Genomic DNA, 15,849 nt, shown 5'->3' on the forward strand with positions numbered 1-15,849 from the left:
AAAGTGGCGCCATCCTAAGCAGACGGGGCCCCCTCTTCCAACACTGATTAACGATGTAACCGATCGAATAATCAGCGTGCCTGCGTGTCTTGGCCCACCTGCCGCCCCACCCAGTCGCGCACCTTGGCGTAGGGATAGGCCTCCAGTGCGGCGAAGCCCGGCAGGCTGCGCGCCTTGAGCTTTGTGAACAGCGGCGCGCTGATGCCACAGAGCATCCGGGTCAGGCATTCAACGCCAGGCTCCACGCCCTTGTGCTCGACATGGCGGCACATGAAGGCGCCGCACAGGGCCTGGAAATCCCGCTCCTCCAGGGGCGCCAGCGGCGGTGGCTCCGGCAGCCGCGCCACCCGTCCCTGGCAGACGGAGCAGTGGCCGCAGCGCTCCGGCACCTCGAAGTCGCCGAAGTAGTGGGCCAGCCGTGCACTCAGGCAGCGTTCGCTGGCGAACAGCTGCAGCATCGCCTGGATGCGGGCGATCTCGCTGTCCTCCTGCTGGCGGAAATAGCCATGCAGCTCGGCAGCCAGGGCCTCCAGCGGGAAATCGGCGGCGAGCAGGCCATACACCTCGGTCATCTGCTTGCTTTCCAGCTCGATCCAGCCGCGCTCCTGGAAGTAATCCAGCGCCTTGACCACGCGGCTGCGCTCGGCACCGTACTCGCGGTAGAGCTGGTCGAAGTCCAGGGTGCACCAGGTGCGCGCGCGGCTGGAGCTGCGCAGCAGGGCGTCGACGAACTGGCGACGCTCGCCCTCGAACTGTTGCAGCAGCGCCTCAGGCTCCAGCAGGTGCTTGAAGCGGTACTCGGCAAAGTAGGCGAACAGCGGCGCGATGATGCCGCGCAGTTCGAGTTGCACCAGCAGGGTCTTGAGCGGTAGCTGGCGGATGTTGCTCTGGTCGGAGAGGGCCCCGAGCATCAGCTCCCAGCGATCGCCGCCCTGCCCCGCCGCCTGCAGCTCTTCCAGCACCTGGCGAATGCCGGCCAGCTCCGGGGTATCGCCGTAGACGAAATTCTCCAGCACGTTGAGGCTGTCACGGTTGGCCAGCACCAGGCAGTCCGAGGGCAGGCCGTCGCGCCCGGCACGGCCGATCTCCTGGCTGTAGTTCTCCACCGACTTGGGCAGGTCGTAGTGCACCACGTTGCGGATGTCCGCCTTGTCGATACCCATGCCGAAGGCGATGGTGGCGACCATCACCTGGACCTCGCCGGCCATGAACCGCCGCTGCAGCGCCTCGCGGGCCTCGAAGGGCATGCCGGCGTGATAGGCGCTGGCATCGATGCCCCGCGCCTTGAGGCGCTCGGCGACCTCTTCGGCGGTCTTCTGCAGGGTCACGTAGACAATCGCCGGCTGCCCGGCGCGCGGCCCCAGCCAGTCCACCAGGCGGGCAAGCTTGCGCTCCCCGGACACCGGCTCCACCAGCAGGTTGAGGTTGGGTCGATAGAAGCCGGTGGTGACCACGTCGGCATCGGCGATGGCGAACTTGCGCTGCATGTCGACGATCACCGTCGGCGTCGCGGTAGCGGTCAGCAGCAGAACCTGGGGAATGCCGAACTGACGCTGGTATTCGGGCAGCTTGAGGTAGTCGGGACGGAAGTTGTGGCCCCATTCGGAGATGCAGTGGGCCTCGTCCACCACCAGCAGGGAGATCGGCACCTGCTGGATGAAACCCCGGAAGCGCTCGTTCTTCAGGCGCTCCACGGAGATCATCAGGATCTTCAGCTCGCCGGAGCGCGCCTGGGCCATGACCCGTGCGGTTTCCTCGCGGCTCTGCGCCGAGTCGATGCTGGCGGCCTTGATGCCGTGGCGGTGGAGGAAGGCCAGTTGGTCCTGCATCAGCGCCAGCAGCGGCGACACCACCAGCGTCAGGTGCGGCAGGTGCAGGGCCGGCAGTTGGTAGCACAGCGACTTGCCGGAGCCGGTGGGGAAGATGGCGGCGGCCGAGCGGCCGGCCAGCACGGCGGAGACTGCGGCTTCCTGGCCGGGGCGGAAGCGGTCGTAGCCGAAGACACGGGCTAGGGTGGCGACGGGCATGGGACTCATTCCTTGCAATGTAACTCGTAGGATGGGTAGAGGAACGAAACCCATCGATCACGAGGTGATGGGTTTCGCTCCGCTCGCGGAACGCCGCCCGACCCATCCTACCTGGCGCCGGAAATGAAAAGGCCGCCCGAAGGCGGCCTTTCTGAACGCGGTGCGGCTTAGAGCTGCGGACCGGCGTTCTTGATGGCGTCGGAGACGTCGAACTTCTTGAAGTTCTCGATGAACTTCTCGGCCAGGCCCTTGGCGGCTTCGTCGTAGGCAGCCTTGTCAGCCCAGGTGTTGCGCGGGTTGAGCAGGTTGGTCTCGACGCCCGGAACGGCCTTCGGCACGTCCAGGTTGATCAGCGGCAGGTGCTCGGTCTCGGCACCGATCAGAGCGCCGCTCTGGATCGCCGCGATCACGCCACGGGTGGTCGGGATGTTGAAGCGCTTGCCGACACCGTAGCCACCGCCGGTCCAGCCGGTGTTGACCAGGTACACCTTGGAGCCGAAGCCCTTGATGCGCTTGATCAGCAGCTCGGCGTACTCGCCAGCCGGACGCGGGAAGAACGGCGCGCCGAAGCAGGTGGAGAAGGTCGACTTGATGCCGCCGCCGGAACCCATCTCGGTGGAACCGACCAGCGCGGTGTAGCCGGACAGGAAGTGGTAGGCGGCCTGCTCGTTGTTCAGGATCGAAACGGGCGGCAGCACGCCGGTCAGGTCGCAGGTCAGGAAGATCACTGCGTTCGGCTCGCCGGCACGGTTGGCTTCGACGCGCTTCTCGACCAGTTCCAGCGGGTAGGCCGCGCGGGAGTTCTGGGTCAGGCTGTCGTCGCTGTAGTCGGGCAGGCGGGTTTCCGGGTTGAGCACGACGTTTTCCAGAACGGCGCCGAACTGGATGGCTTTCCAGATCACCGGCTCGTTCTTGGCGGACAGGTCGATGCACTTGGCGTAGCAGCCGCCTTCGATGTTGAACACGGTGCCCACGCCCCAGCCGTGCTCGTCGTCACCGATCAGGTAACGGCTTTCGTCGGCGGAGAGGGTGGTCTTGCCGGTGCCGGACAGGCCGAAGAACAGGGTGGTGTCGCCTTCTTCGCCCACGTTGGCGGCGCAGTGCATCGGCAGCACGTCTTTTTCCGGCAGCAGGAAGTTCTGCACGGAGAACATGGCTTTCTTCATTTCACCGGCGTAGCGCATGCCGGCGATCAGCACTTTCTTGGCGGCGAAGTTGAGGATCACGCAACCGTCGGAGTTGGTGCCGTCACGCTCCGGCTCGCAGACGAAGTTCGGTGCGTTGATGATCTGCCATTCCTGACGGGACTGCGGGTTGTACTGTTCCGGGTTGATGAACAGGCAACGGCCGAACAGGTTGTGCCAGGCGGTTTCGGTGGTCATCTTCACGGCCAGGTAGTGCTCGGGATCCGAACCTACGTGCACATGGGAGACGAAACGCTCGCGTTCGGTCACATAAGCTTCGACGCGGGCCCACAGTGCATCGAACTTGTCCGCCGGGAAGGGACGGTTGATGGCGCCCCAGGCGATCTTGGCTTCGGTGCTCGGCTCTTGAACGATGAATCGATCCGCCGGAGAACGACCGGTGCGGTGACCGGTTTTCACTACCAACGAACCGTTGGCGGCCAGTTCACCCTCGCCACGGCGAATGGCCTCTTCGACCAGTTGCGCGGCGCTGATATCGGTGTACACGGCGTTATTGGCTTGCGTCATGTGGTTCCCCGTCGGCGAAACGCCGAGTCCTCCAAACGATTTGTAGTGGGTACTGCGACCCCCTACAGCGAAAAAAGTGCGCGCGATTATGCCAGAAAAGCCCGCTTTGGGTAGAAACCTCCTGTCAGCCGGGCATATTCCTGACCGGTAATCGCACCCTGGTCACACAGCGACCTCGCGGGCACGCTACATATTCAGTGGAGCGTTTCCGACGGCGCCGCGCTGCCACCGCCAACGAACAGTTGGGCGATGTCCGCTGCATCGAAGCTGTAGCGCTGGTTGCAGAACTGGCAATCGATGACCACGGTGCCGCCACTCTCTTCCAGCAGGGCTTCGGCGTCGGCCTGGCCAAGGCTGATCAGGGCATTGGCCGAGCGCTGGCGCGAGCAGCTGCAGCGGAAGTGGATGGGCATCGGCTCGAACAGGCGCACCGTCTCTTCATGATAGAGGCGATGCAGCACGGTTTCATTGTCCAGGCCAATCAGCTCCTCGGCGGTCAGCGTATCGCCCAGGGTGGTCAGGTGCTGCCAGCTGGCCTGGCGTGCTTCCGGATCCTTCAGGCGGTCGGCGGGCAGGGCCTGGAGCAGCATGCCACGGGCATTGCGGCCGTCGGCGTTGAGCCAGAAGCGGGTGGGCAACTGCTGGGAGTTGTCGAAGTAGGCCGACAGGCTCTCGGCCAGGGTGGCGCCTTCGAGGGCCACGATGCCCTGGTAGCGCTGGCCCTGCTTCGGGTCCACGGTGAGCGTCAGCACACCTTCGGGCATCAGCTCGCGCAGGCCGGCATCAGGCGTGACCTGGCTGGCGTGGTAGCGGGCGATGCCACGGACTTCGCGGTCGCTGGAGCATTCGATCATCAGCAGCGGGATTGCGCCGGAAGAACGCGCCTGCAACACCAGCAGGCCATCGAACTTGAGGGTGCCGACCAGCAGGGAAGCGGCGGCGAGCATCTCGCCGAGCAGTTGGGCGACCGGCTCCGGGTACGGGTGCTTGGCCAGGACGTGGGCGTAGCTCTCGCCGAGGGAAACCAGTTCGCCGCGCACGTCGGTGTCGTCGAACAGAAAGCGTTGGGTGAAATCGGACATGCCGGACTCGCTGCGTTTGGGCCAGATAGGCCGAAAGGCTGGCGATTTTAGGCGCAAATCCATGGACCGACCAAGGGCCGGTTGTCTATCGGCCGCGCGGGTGTTTTCTATCAGGCCGCGTAACGGGCGTCTGGCGGCCGCCGTGGCGTCGGCGACCCCTCAATCCTGGCCGCCGCGGAAGCTCTGGATCTGCCGGCGCTGCTTCTTCGTCGGCCGACCATCGGTCTGCACACCCAGGGCGCCCGCCTTGCGCAGGGCGGCGGCCTCCTCGCGGCGGGCCAGGCTCTCGGCGGTTTCCTCGTAGAGGGCCTGGGCCTCGGGCGCGCCACGGCGCACCACGGAGAGGGCGCGCACCACCACCGTGCGCTCGTCGAAACCGGCGCGGATGACGTATTCGTCGCCCACCCGGGGTTCCTTCGACGGCTTGCAGCGATCACCCTGGTGATGGACCTTGCCGCCTTCTATAGCTTCCTTGGCCAGGGCCCGGGTCTTGTAGAAGCGCGCCGCCCAGAGCCACTTGTCCAGGCGTACCTTGTCGTCGTCCTTAGGTTCTTTTGCTCGCATGAGTCGTTTCCATTTCAGCCGGGGCGCCTCAATTGCCAGCCCGGTCTAAGCTCAGCCAGGGCCAGGTGCAGTTGTCACATCGGCCCACTAGAATGCGCCAACTTTACCGGAAAGCCTGCATTGAAGACTTTCGACCATCTCTCCGTGATCGGACTCCGCGAATGGATAGCCCTGCCGGAACTCGGCATGGTCGGCCTGCGCGCGAAGATCGATACCGGAGCCAGCACGTCCACCCTGCACGCCAGCGATATCGTCCAGTTCGAGAAGCACGGCGAACGCTGGGTGAGGTTCACCGCTCACCTTGGCACCCTGGTGCAGCGGCGTCATCGTTGCGAGGCGCAGGTGGTATCGGTAAAGACCATAAAAAGCTCCAACGGCCAGGCGCAGACCCGCTATGTCATCCGCACCCTCCTCGCGCTGGGTGACAGGGTCTGGCCCATCGAGTTCACCCTGGCCTGCCGCAAGACCATGCGCTATCGCGTACTGCTGGGCTCCAAGGCCCTGGTGCAGGCGCAGCTGGTGGTCAACCCGGCGCTCACCTACGTGCAGGAAAAACCGACTATTTCCCTTTTGGGTGCCCAATGAAAATCGCCGTTTTATCGCGCAATCCGCGCCTGTATTCGACGCGTCGCCTGGTGGAAGCCGGGCAGCAGCGTGGCCATGAGATGGTGGTGATAGACACCCTGCGCGCCTACATGAACATCGCCAGCCACAAGCCGCAGATCCACTATCGCGGCCAACCGCTGGAAGGCTTCGACGCGGTGATCCCGCGCATCGGCGCCTCGGTCACCTTCTATGGCTGCGCGGTCCTTCGCCAGTTCGAAATGATGGGGGTGTTCCCGCTCAACGAGTCGGTGGCCATCAGCCGTTCGCGGGACAAGCTGCGTTCGCTGCAACTGCTGTCGCGCAAGGGCATCGGCCTGCCGGTGACCGGCTTCGCCCACTCCCCGGACGACATCCCCGACCTGATCCGCATGGTCAACGGCGCCCCGCTGGTGATCAAGGTGCTGGAAGGCACCCAAGGCATAGGCGTGGTGCTCTGCGAGACGGAGAAGGCCGCCGAATCGGTCATCGAGGCCTTCATGGGCCTGAAGCAGAACATCATGGTCCAGGAGTACATCCGCGAAGCCGGTGGCGCCGACATCCGCTGCTTCGTCGTCGGCGACAAGGTGATCGCGGCGATGAAGCGCCAGGCCAAGCCCGGCGAGTTCCGCTCCAACCTGCACCGTGGCGGCAGCGCCAGCCTGATCAAGATCACGCCGGAAGAACGCATGACCGCCATCCGCGCCGCGAAGGTGATGGGCCTGTCCGTTGCCGGCGTGGACATCCTGCGCTCCAACCACGGGCCGCTGGTGATGGAAGTGAATTCCTCGCCGGGCCTCGAAGGCATCGAGACCACCACCGGCCATGACGTGGGCAGCATCATCATCCAGTACCTGGAAAAGAACGCCTGCCCCAACTCCACCCGGACCAAAGGCAAGGGGTGAGCCAGAAATAGGCAACGCATGCGTTGCCCTGGCGAACGCACGGCCATGGATGGCCGGGCCGGGCCGGGACTGAGCGAGGCGAAAAGGCTCCGACAGGGACGTCCACACCCAGCTCTCTCGAAGCGCGGACCGCATGCGTTGACCCGGATGGACGGGCCAGCCATGTCGGATGGGGCGGACCTGCGGTCCGCTTGGCGAATGAATTCGCCCCCACAGGCATGACACGCCCTACAGGCTGCGCTCCACCATCTGCCGCCCTTCCCGCTCACGGATCCAGTTGCGGAAGCTTTCCTCGTCCAGCGGCCGGCTGAAGTGATAGCCCTGCCCCAGTTCGCAGCCCCGCTGGCGGAGCATGGAGAGCTGTTCCTCGCACTCGATGCCTTCGGCGATGCATTCCAGGCCGAGGTTGCGGCCGATGGCGATGATGGTCTCCACCAGCGCCACGTCGCTGGCGTCGTGGGCCAGGCCATCGACGAAGCTGCGGTCGATCTTCAACCGGTCCAGGGGCAGGCGCTTGAGGTAGGCCAGGGATGAGTAGCCGGTGCCGAAATCGTCGATGGCGAAACGCACCCCCAGCGCTTTCAGCGCCTGCATGGCACTGATGCACTGCTCGATCTCTTCCAGCAGGCTGCCTTCGGTGATTTCCAGCTCCAGCCGCCCGGCCGGCACGCCATAGCGTTTCAGTGCGCTGCTGATGCGCTCGACGAAACCGGCCTTGCGCAGCTCGCGGGGGCTGACGTTGATCGCCAGCACCAGGCACGGCAGGTCCGCCTGCCAACTGGCCAGGCAGTGGCAGGCACGCTCCAGCATCCAGTCCGACAATTCGATGATCAGCCCGGTCTCTTCCGCCAGGGGAATGAACTGCGAGGGCGGGATTTCCCCGCGGACCGGGTGGCGCCAGCGCATCAGGGCCTCCGCCCCCAGCACGCGGCCGTCGGCCAGGGCCAGTTGCGGCTGGAACTCCAGGCTCAACTGGCCACGATCGATGGCCTGGCGCAGCTCGCTCTGCAGTTGCAGACGCTGGTCGATGGCCGCCTGCATTTCCGGGGCGAAGAAGTGCAGGGCATTGCGCCCGGACTGCTTGGCCCGGTACATGGCGGTGTCCGCCTGCTTGAGCACATCGGAGGCCGCCTGCTCGGCGAAGGGGTGCAGGGCGATACCGATACTGGCGCTGACCACCAGTTCGTGCTCCCCGATCGCGTAGCTGCCATGCAGGCTGCCCAGCAGCTTCTCGCCCACCTCGGCCGCCAGCTTGCCGGCCTGTTCCGGGGTTTCGGCCAGGGCTTCCAGCAGCACCACGAACTCATCGCCGCCGAGGCGCGCCAGGGTGTCTTCCGTGCGCAAACAGCCCGCCAGGCGTGAGGTGACTTCCCGCAGCAGGGCGTCGCCCACGGGATGGCCGAGGCTGTCGTTGACCGTCTTGAAATGGTCCAGGTCGATGAACAGGAGTGCGCCGCAGCGTTGTTCACGCTGTTCGCGGGCCATGGCGTGCTGCAGGCGATCGAGCAGCAGGCGGCGGTTGGGCAGGCCCGTGAGTTCGTCGCTGTAGGCCAGGCGCTCGATCTCGCGCTGATAGCGCTGGCGTTCGGAGATATCGGTGATGCTCAGGCGGATCAGCGGCCGACCCTCGCCGGGCAGCCGCACCAGGCGCACCTCGCAAGGCCTCACGCGGCCGTTCACATCGCGCATCAGCCAGTCGAAGGTCGGCGTGTCGCCCTTCAGCGCCGCACGGGTGTAGGCCTTGCCAAGGTCCCGCGACGAGCGACCGTCGGCCTGCAGCGGCGGACTGAAGCTGGTGGGCATATGGCCATTGAGCTGCTCGCGGGACAGGCCGAACAGGCGCGCCGCATTCTCGTTGGCCTCGACTATGCCGTGCTGCGGATCGAACACCAGGATGGCTTCGGGCGCGTGCTCCACCAGGGTGCGGTAGCGGGCCTCGGCCTCGCGCCGGGCGCTGATGTCCTCCACCAGCGCCAGCAGGGCGTAGAGCTGGCCATCGAGATCACGCACACCGCGCACGTTGACGCGGGTATGCACGGTGCCGCCGGAGCCGCGCAGGAATCGCTTGTCCAGCTCGTAGCCGTCGCGCTCGCCCTTGCGTACCTGTTGCAGCAGGGCCTCCTCGGCGGCGCGGTCCTCGGGCATCGTCATGCTCATCCAGTCGACCCCGTGCAATTGCTCGCGGGTGCGGCCGAGGATGCTGCAGAGCTTGTAGTTGACCTCTTCCCAGCGTTGGTCCGGGGTGCACAGGGCCATGCCGATCAGCGGCGCCTCGAAGAACAGGTGCAAGTGCTTGTCGCGCTCGTGCTGCAGGCGCTCGGCGCGCTTCTGTCCGGTCAGGTCGAGCATGGCGCCGTAGATGCGGATCACCTTGTCGCCGTCGTGCTCGGCCAACCCCTTGATCCGCACCCAGCGCGGCGTGCCCCGGGCGCTCTGCATGCGCAGTTCCACGTCGAAGGGCTCCGCGCTGCGCAGGCACTGTTCCAGGGTGTCTTCCAGCAGGGCGCGACTGGCGGGGTCGAAGAAGCTCAGCATCTGTCCGAGGCTGGGGGCGCCGACACCCGGATCCAGTTCGTGGATGCGGAAGCTGCCCTCGCTCCAGGCCATCTTCAGGGTGGAGATTTCCAGCACCCAGCTGCCGATGTCGGCGATGGCCTCGGTCTGGTTCAGCAGGTGGGTCTGACGCAGCAGCTCGTCGCGGCGGGTGTCGAGTTCCTCGGCGAGCATCTCGCGGCTGCTGACGTCGTGCTGCAACGCGACGAAGTGGCTGATGCCGGCGGCATCGCGCATGGGCGCCACGGTGATCTCGTTCCAGAACAGGCTGCCATCCTTGCGGTAGTTGCGCAGCACCAGGTGGCAATGCTCGCCTCGCTGCAGGGCGTCCTGCAGGCGCGGCAACTCCGACTGGTTGCGGTCGTGGTGAAGGAGGAAGCGCCAGTGGTTGCCCAGGGCCTCCTCCCGCGAATAACCACTCAGCTTCTCGAAGGCAGGGTTGCAGTAGATCAGCGGCTGGTCAGGCTGGCGCGCATCGACGATGGTCACCCCCAGGGGGCTGGCCTGCAGCGCCAGATTGGTCAGCGCCAGCTCCTTCTGCATCTCGTCGCGGCGGCCGAGGGCCAGGCGCAGGTCGCTGAGGCTGCGACCCACCAGCAGGGCGGACATCATCAGCAGCAGCACGCTGAAGTAGAGCTCGACGCCCCACTGCGGATCGGCCAGTCGCGCGCCGCCGTCGAGCTGGCGCAGCGCAGGCAGGGCGAGCACGGTCAGCGCGGTGAGGCCGGCGCCGCACAGGGCACCGGGGAAGCCCCAGACTAGCGCGAGGCCGAGCATCATCAAGCCGATGGGCGGCAGCGTGAGGATCAGCGGCACCACGGTGAGCAGCCAGGGGATCAGCAGCGCCAGGGCCAACAGGAGCGGCCAGGGCGGCAGGCGGTGCAGGGATTCGGGCAGCTCGTCCACCGGCTCCGGCACCCAGCCACGGCTGCTGAACAGGGGCGTCAGGTAGGTCAGCAGCGGCAGGCTCACAGCCAGGGTGGTCAGGCAGGCGCCGGGCCAGACCAGCAACGCGGCGTTGCCCCAGCTTTCCTGGGCCGGGCTGCCGCTCAGCATCAGCGCCGCCTGTTCGCCATAGACCAGCAGGCTGACCGGCAGCAGCACGCCGTAGAGCATGAAGCGCAGCAACTCCGGGAAGTCCCGCAGATCGGCATGGCAGCCGGCGCGCCTGAGCGCCCACCAGCCCGCCGCGACGCTGACGGTTTCCGGTACGGCATAGAGGGGCGCCCAGAACCAGTTCAGCTCCCAGAGCGGGACGCTGATGAGGGCGTTCAAGTAGATCGCGGGGAGCACCCGGGGGCCCCACCAGAGACAGAACACCAGGCCGAGGGCAAAGGGCAGGTACCACACGGCGAGCCCGCTGGAGGTCTGGGTCGCGAGTGAAACCCAGGTAGCCAGATGCAGCAGCGGCAACGGTAACCACCAGGTCCATTGGGGTAATCGGAAGAATGCAGCTGGCATACTGACCTCATGTCGGTGCGCAAGCTGAGGATAGCCCAGCGCCGCCACAAAATACGCCGAAAACATGGCTCCATGGCATCACCGCCGATGGCAGGTCCGAATCGCTGACTGAAGGGATTCCCGGTGAAAATTGCGCCGAGCGAAGGCCAGTTCCTGGAAGCTTGCCCGACGGAAAAGACCGCCCCGCGCGGTATCCCGTTCCGTACGAAAACGCGCCGAGCAAAGGCCTGGCTAGGAAGAAATCGGCGAGAAAGCGGAGTTGACTCTAGTCAATGAGCATTTCTCGCCGATTTCTGACAACGCCAGGCCGCAGCGCAGGCCGTTTTCGTAGGAACCTACACCGCGTCGCGGGGGAGGAGTAGTCCCAGGGGTAGGCAGACGCGGGCTTCGAGGCCACCACCGGAACGATTGCGCAACTCGACGCTGCCACCATGCTGGGCCGCGATGCGCTTGACGATGGCCAGGCCCAGGCCGGTGCCCTTGCCGCCACGGGCGCGGTCGCCACGGATGAAGGGGTTGAAGATGTCCTGCAGTTCGGCGGGGTCGATGCCGGCGCCACGGTCCAGCACGCTCAGCACCACGTAGGGCGCGGAATTGTCGCCCGCCAGGAAAGCCGCCACTTCGACACCGTTGCCGCCATATCGCAGCGCGTTCTCGATGAGATTCACCAAAAGGCGCTTGATCGACACCCGCCGCAGCGGGAACGGCGGCAGGGGCTCCAGGCACAGGCGCACCTGCTCTTCCTGCTGGTTGTAGGGCGCCACCACTTCGCGCACCAACTCGCTCAGGTCCAGTTCTTCCACGCGTTCGTCACGGCCGTCGCGGATGAAGGCGAGGAACTGGTCGAGGATGGCGTCCATGTCCTCGATATCGCGGACCATGTCCTCGGTCAGCTCCGAGTCGATGCTCATCAATTCCAGGGACAGGCGCAGGCGCGTCAGCGGCGTACGCAGGTCGTGGGAAACCCCGGCCAGCATCAGCTCGCGCTCACGGGCGCCACGCTCGACGTCCTCGGCCATCTGGTTGAAGGCGCGGTACACCTCGGCCATCTCGCTCGGTGTGTCGCTCACCGGCAGCCGCACGCTGCGGCCCTGCCCCACCTGGCGGGCGGCGAAGACCAGGCGCTTGAGCGGCGCGTTGAGCTGGCGGACGAAGATCCAGGCGGCGGCGGTGGAGAGCAGGCCGATGCCCAGGAACCAGCCGAGCACGCTCCAGATGCGCTGGCCGCGCAGGGGGTGTGGATATAGCGGAATGCGCACCCAGTCCGGCCCCAGCTCGGGGGCGTGGACCCAGAGCGCCGGCGGGCTCTGGGCGCGCAGGCGGACTTCGGTGCCTGGACCGAGCTCGGCCTGCATCTGGCGCTGGAATATCTCGCTGTAGGGCCAGTGCTGCTCACTGGCCGGCACGGCCTCGCGGGTCACCCGCTTGAGACCCGCGGCCTTGGCCAGGTCGTGGCGCTCCGTCTCGCTCGCGGCCCAGTAGGCGCGCAGGGTCAGCGCCGCACCGTGGCTGTACTGGCGATCCACGAGCACGTCCTCGTTCATCATCAGGTAGACCAGGGTCAGCGCCTTGGAAAACAGCACGACGATGAGCACCAGCCACAGGGTGCGCGAGAAGAAGCTCTGCGGGAACCAGTAGGGCGTACGCATCACCACCCTGGGTTGCCCGGCGGCGGGGGCCCCCGCCGCACGTTCACTTGTTGCCATCGGGTACGAAGACGTAGCCGACGCCCCAGACGGTCTGGATATAGCGCGGCTTGGTTGGGTCCGGCTCGATCAGCCGGCGCAGGCGGGAAATCTGCACGTCGATCGAACGTTCCAGGGCGTCCCATTCGCGGCCCCTGGCCAGGTTCATCAGCTTGTCGCGGGTCAGCGGTTCGCGGGCATGCTGGACCAGGGCCTTGAGCACGGCGAACTCACCGGTGGTGAGCATCTGTACCTCGTCGCCCTTCTTCAGCTCGCGGGTGGCCAGGGACAGCTCGTACTCGCCAAAGGACACGCTCTCGTCCTCGCTGGCCGGAGCGCCCGGCACCTGGGGCGCCTGGCGGCGCAGCACGGCCTTGATCCGCGCCAGCAGCTCGCGGGGATTGAACGGCTTGGCCAGGTAGTCGTCGGCACCCAGTTCCAGGCCCTGGATACGGCTGGTCTCATCGCCCTTGGCGGTGAGCATGATGATCGGCACCTGGTTGTTGGTCGCGCGCAGCCGGCGGCAGGCCGACAGGCCATCTTCGCCGGGCAGCATCAGGTCCAGCACCACCAGGTTGAAGAGCTCGCGAGCCAGCAGGCGGTCCATCTGCTCGACGTTCTCCACGGTGCGCACGCGATAGCCCTGCTCGTCGAGGAAACGCTCGAGGAGGCGCCGTAGACGGGCGTCGTCGTCAACGATGAGGATTTTTTCGCCTTCAGCGGTCGTGTTGCTGCTCATGTTCTCTCCTGTCTGCAAGCCGCGCATTATCGCTCGTTGCCGGCGCGCGGCGGCTTGCCCATTGTTAGCAGATTTTTCCCCGAACGGTTCCCTACCCATCGAAACTCGGTGTTTATAATGCGGCGCCTTTCATCACCGGCGAGCCCTGGCTCGCCGGTCTGTCATTCCGCAGTAGCCGCCGTGGCACGGCCCGGGCTGCCGCCCATGCAGGTGTTTTTCAATGGATAGCATCAACAACCGCATCGCCGAAGAACTGGGCGTGCGCCCGCAACAGGTCGCCGCCGCCGTGGCGCTGCTGGACGAAGGTTCCACCGTGCCCTTCATCGCCCGCTACCGGAAGGAAGTCACCGGCAGCCTCGACGACACCCAGCTGCGCAACCTGGAAGAGCGCCTGCGCTACCTGCGCGAGATGGAAGACCGTCGTACCGCGATCCTCTCCAGCATCACCGAACAGGGCAAGCTGACCCCGGAGCTGGAGCGCGAGATCAAGCTGGCCGACACCAAGACCCGCCTGGAAGACCTCTACCTGCCCTACAAGCAGAAGCGCCGCACCAAGGGCCAGATCGCCCTGGAAGCGGGCCTCGGCGAACTGGCCGACGCGCTGTTCAACGACCCGAACCTCGCCCCCGAGGCGGAAGCCGAACGCTTCGTCGATGCCGAAAAGGGCTTCGCCGACGTCAAGGCGGTGCTGGAAGGCGCCAAGTACATCCTCATGGAGCGTTTCGCCGAAGACGCCACCCTGCTCGCCAACCTGCGCGGCTTCCTCAAGGACAACGCCACCCTCAGCGCCCGCCTGGTGGCCGGCAAGGAACAGGAAGGCGCCAAGTTCAGCGACTACTTCGAGCATGACGAGAACCTCAAGGGCGTACCCTCGCACCGCGCCCTGGCGATCTTCCGCGGCCGCAACGAAGGCATCCTGAGCGCCGCCCTGAAGGTCGGCGAAGAGCTGCCGGGCACCATGCATCCCTGCGAAGTGATGATCGGCGAGCGCTTCGGCATCGCCAACCAGGGCCGTGCCGCCGACAAGTGGCTGGGCGAGGTGGTGCGCTGGACCTGGAAGGTCAAGCTCTACACCCACCTGGAAACCGACCTGCTCGGTGAGCTGCGCGAAGCCGCCGAAGGCGAGGCGATCAACGTCTTCGCCCGCAACCTGCACGACCTGCTGCTGGCCGCGCCGGCCGGCCCGCGCGCCACCCTGGGCCTCGACCCGGGCCTGCGCACCGGCTGCAAGGTGGCCGTGGTCGACGCCACCGGCAAGCTGCTGGACACCGCCACCGTCTACCCCCACGTGCCGCACAACAAGTGGGACGAGACCCTGGCCAGCCTCGGCAAGCTCTGCGCCAAGCACAACGTCGACCTGATCGCCATCGGCAACGGCACCGCCAGCCGCGAGACCGACAAGCTGGCCATCGAGCTGATCAAGAAATACCCGGCCCAGAAGATGACCAAGATCATGGTCAGCGAGGCCGGCGCCTCGGTGTACTCGGCCTCCGAGCTGGCGGCGAAGGAATTCCCGGACCTGGACGTCTCCCTGCGTGGCGCCGTGTCCATCGCCCGCCGCCTGCAGGACCCGCTGGCCGAGCTGGTGAAGATCGACCCGAAATCCATCGGCGTCGGCCAGTACCAGCACGACGTCTCCCAGCTGCAGCTGGCGCGCAGCCTGGACGCCGTGGTGGAGGACTGCGTGAACGCCGTGGGCGTGGACGTGAACACCGCCTCCGCCGCCCTGCTGGCGCGCATCTCCGGCCTCAACGCGACCCTGGCGCAGAACATCGTCGCCTACCGCGACGCCAACGGCGCCTTCAAGACCCGTAACGAGCTGAAGAAAGTCAGCCGCCTGGGCGAGAAGACCTTCGAGCAGGCCGCCGGCTTCCTCCGCGTGATGAGCGGCGAGAACCCGCTGGACGCTTCCGCCGTGCACCCGGAAACCTACCCGCTGGTGCAGCGCATCGCCGAAGGAACCGGCCGCGACATCCGCTCGCTGATCGGCGACTCGGGCTTCCTCAAGCGCCTGGACCCGGCCAAGTTCACCGACGAAACCTTCGGCCTTCCCACCGTCACCGACATCCTCAAGGAACTGGACAAGCCGGCCCGCGACCCGCGCCCGGAGTTCAAGACCGCCGAGTTCCAGGACGGCGTGGAAAGCCTCAAGGACCTCAAGCCCGGCATGGTGCTGGAAGGCGTGGTGACCAACGTCACCAACTTCGGTGCGTTCGTCGACATCGGTGTCCACCAGGACGGCCTGGTGCACATCTCCGCGCTGTCGGAGAAGTTCGTCAAGGACCCCTATGAAGTGGTCAAGGCCGGCGACATCGTCAAGGTCAAGGTCATGGAAGTGGACATCCCGCGTAACCGCGTCGGCCTGTCCATGCGCATGAGCGACACCCCCGGCGAGAAGACCGAAGGCCCGCGCGGCAGCGCCTCCCGCCAGGGCGGCCAGGCTCGCCAGCAACAGAGCGCCCCGCGCCACAGTGCGCCGCCGGCCAACGCCGCCATGGCCTCGCTCTTCGCCAACGCCAAGCAGATCAAGAAGAAATGA

Annotated in this window: 10 protein-coding genes; 3 read left to right on the forward strand and 7 right to left on the reverse strand. The window is 66.2% G+C overall.

The features are described 5' to 3' along the window. Window positions 1–71: 71 nt before the first annotated feature. The 4 genes from PCA10_RS26990 to PCA10_RS27005 form a co-directional block, all read right to left on the reverse strand. Entirely contained in the window at window positions 72–2,027 is a 1,956-nt protein-coding gene (locus tag PCA10_RS26990; protein WP_016495267.1) for a RecQ family ATP-dependent DNA helicase, read from the reverse strand. Between the two features lie 167 nt (window positions 2,028–2,194). Next, window positions 2,195–3,739, reverse strand: a complete 1,545-nt coding sequence (locus tag PCA10_RS26995; protein WP_016495268.1) for a phosphoenolpyruvate carboxykinase — start codon at window positions 3,737–3,739, stop codon at window positions 2,195–2,197. A 194-nt stretch (window positions 3,740–3,933) separates the two neighbouring features. Then, window positions 3,934–4,821 carry an Hsp33 family molecular chaperone HslO gene (hslO, locus tag PCA10_RS27000; RefSeq protein WP_016495269.1) on the reverse strand — a complete coding sequence of 296 codons (888 nt, stop codon included), beginning with the start codon at window positions 4,819–4,821 and terminating at the stop codon, window positions 3,934–3,936. A gap of 159 nt (window positions 4,822–4,980) precedes the next feature. Beyond that, complete coding sequence (locus tag PCA10_RS27005; RefSeq protein WP_016495270.1) at window positions 4,981–5,385, reverse strand: RNA-binding S4 domain-containing protein; 405 nt, start codon at window positions 5,383–5,385, stop codon at window positions 4,981–4,983. 120 nt (window positions 5,386–5,505) lie between these two features. Here PCA10_RS27005 and rimB point away from each other — a divergent pair, with 120 nt between their 5' ends. Both rimB and rimK read left to right on the forward strand, forming a co-directional pair. After that, window positions 5,506–5,970, forward strand: coding sequence for a retropepsin-like aspartic endopeptidase RimB (gene rimB / locus PCA10_RS27010; RefSeq protein WP_016495271.1), 465 nt, complete (start codon window positions 5,506–5,508; stop codon window positions 5,968–5,970). After that, a complete protein-coding gene (rimK, locus tag PCA10_RS27015; RefSeq protein WP_016495272.1) occupies window positions 5,967–6,872 on the forward strand; it encodes a 30S ribosomal protein S6--L-glutamate ligase in 906 nt (301 codons plus the stop codon). Before rimB ends, rimK begins: the two co-directional genes overlap by 4 nt. A gap of 228 nt (window positions 6,873–7,100) precedes the next feature. Here rimK and PCA10_RS27020 read toward each other — a convergent pair whose 3' ends face one another. The 3 genes from PCA10_RS27020 to ompR form a co-directional block, all read right to left on the reverse strand. Next, window positions 7,101–10,886, reverse strand: coding sequence for a bifunctional diguanylate cyclase/phosphodiesterase (locus PCA10_RS27020; RefSeq protein ID WP_041770463.1), 3,786 nt, complete (start codon window positions 10,884–10,886; stop codon window positions 7,101–7,103). Between the two features lie 335 nt (window positions 10,887–11,221). Then, window positions 11,222–12,535 (reverse strand): ATP-binding protein, encoded by a 1,314-nt coding sequence (locus PCA10_RS27025; protein WP_016495274.1) that lies wholly within the window; start codon window positions 12,533–12,535, stop codon window positions 11,222–11,224. Window positions 12,536–12,578: 43 nt separating this feature from the next. Continuing rightward, entirely contained in the window at window positions 12,579–13,310 is a 732-nt protein-coding gene (gene ompR / locus PCA10_RS27030; protein ID WP_016495275.1) for an osmolarity response regulator transcription factor OmpR, read from the reverse strand. A gap of 220 nt (window positions 13,311–13,530) precedes the next feature. Here ompR and PCA10_RS27035 point away from each other — a divergent pair, with 220 nt between their 5' ends. Next, window positions 13,531–15,849 carry a Tex family protein gene (locus tag PCA10_RS27035; protein ID WP_016495276.1) on the forward strand — a complete coding sequence of 773 codons (2,319 nt, stop codon included), beginning with the start codon at window positions 13,531–13,533 and terminating at the stop codon, window positions 15,847–15,849.

Source organism: Pseudomonas resinovorans NBRC 106553 (genome assembly GCF_000412695.1).
GTDB classification, from domain to species: domain Bacteria; phylum Pseudomonadota; class Gammaproteobacteria; order Pseudomonadales; family Pseudomonadaceae; genus Metapseudomonas; species Metapseudomonas resinovorans_A.